General features: G+C 64.9%; 1 protein-coding gene. It reads right to left on the bottom strand.

The window, feature by feature from the left end; translation table 11 throughout:
• Positions 1 to 1,609: transposase domain-containing protein (locus tag ROE7235_RS19540; protein ID WP_121097706.1), on the bottom strand; the 1,609-nt coding region annotated here is incomplete at both ends.

Raw genomic sequence — 1,609 nt, 5'->3', positions numbered from 1 at the left:
GCCTCTGGCGCGGGTCGCGCCCGCTTGTCGAAAACAGGGCGCACCACCTTGGCCTCGACGGCAGGTGTGGGCGCGGGCAACGCCGCCGCGTCCAGATCGGCCCCCAGATCGCGGGCACGCAACTTGCGATGCGCCTCCATGGCGGCGCGCTCGGCCTTGACGAACGCAGCGCGTTCCCGCGACGTGCGGCGCGCATCGTCAATCGACAGGAAGCCGCCTTTTTCACGGCAAGGCGCATGTCCCAGATATTCGTTTTGCGCCGAGTAGACGTGCAGCCCGTCCCACAGGTCGGCAGGATCGAACCGGGCCACCACGCGGGTGCCCGCGATCTCGTGCATCCAAGGTGCCCAATACTGGTTGCGCTGGAACTTCAACTCGCCGGTCTTGGCGTTTCCTCGCAGACCTTCTGCACCCATCAGCCACAGACGGCGCTGCGCCTCGGTCGCCTTGCGGATCGGCGCGCTCGCATAGCTTTCATCGAACACGGCGCGGAAGCTGCGCCCCCATGCGACCTCGGACCTGCGCCCCTCGCGCAGATTGTGCTCCTGAATGCCCTCTTCAACGATCCGCAGGAATTCGTCCAAGGGCACGGCGCGGTTGCCGTAGTTTTCGGGCTTGGCGTCAATCGTGTTTCCGGTCCAGGCCCCTTCAAGGCGTGGGTCGCGCGCAATCGCGTCGCACATGTCCCGAAAGGCGCGCTCGATGGGCTTGGACTGGCCGCTATAGGGGGTCGCCCAATGGATTTCACAGCCCAGGCTGACGAACAGCCCCGGTATGTCATCCTCGCGCACCTTGAAGCAGAACCGCGTCTGCGCGCCGCCCGTGACCAGCTTGGCCGCGAATTCGCGCCCGTTATCCAAGACCACATGGTCGGGGATGCCCCAATCTTCGATCATGTCACCTGCGGCCAGCATCACGCCGCTGGAATTGGCAGTCAGGTCCAGACGCCAAGACAGGATCAGACCAGAGTGAATATCCTGAAACGCCACCATTTGCGGGCGCACGGGCTTGTCTTCGCCGGGCCAGCGCACGAAGACGTCGAATTTGTGATAGTCGGCATTGACCACTTCCATCGCGCGCAATGCCGTCTTGTCGCGCACCTGCGCCGGGAACATCTGTTTCAGCCGTTCCAGACCATAGCGCGCCAGAACCTCGGTCGGGCGTGTGACTGTTTCCTTGTAGCGCCGCCGGGCAGTGTGTTCAGGGGCGATCTTCCAGCCCTTGCCCTGCGCCACCCGCACGGCGCGGCGATAGCAGGTCGCAAAACTCGGGCGCGCCAAACGCAGGTAGTCGGATTTCAGCCAGTCCATGAACTCGGGATCGACCTCGTCACGGGTATTGGCGCGCTTGGTAGCGCGGTGGCGCGGGGCCAGATAGGGCAAGCGATCATCGCGCCGCACACCCTCTATCATCGACAGCCAGTTCCAGACGCTGCGCGCGCCCACGCCCTCAGATCGTGCCACGCTCTGAACGGCCATATGCCGCCCCAACTGATCCTCCAGCGCGTCTACTGACTGGATGATCCGCAACCGGACGCGAGCCTTGTCCTGCGCGGCCTCTGGCAACCCCTCGAACCACGCCCATGCCGTGTCGCGGTCCACAGCGGGCG

Source organism: Roseinatronobacter ekhonensis (assembly GCF_900499075.1).
In the GTDB taxonomy this organism is placed as follows: domain Bacteria; phylum Pseudomonadota; class Alphaproteobacteria; order Rhodobacterales; family Rhodobacteraceae; genus Roseinatronobacter; species Roseinatronobacter ekhonensis.
Note: the sequence above shows the minus strand (reverse complement) of the source record. Positions and strands in the feature narration are given on the sequence as shown.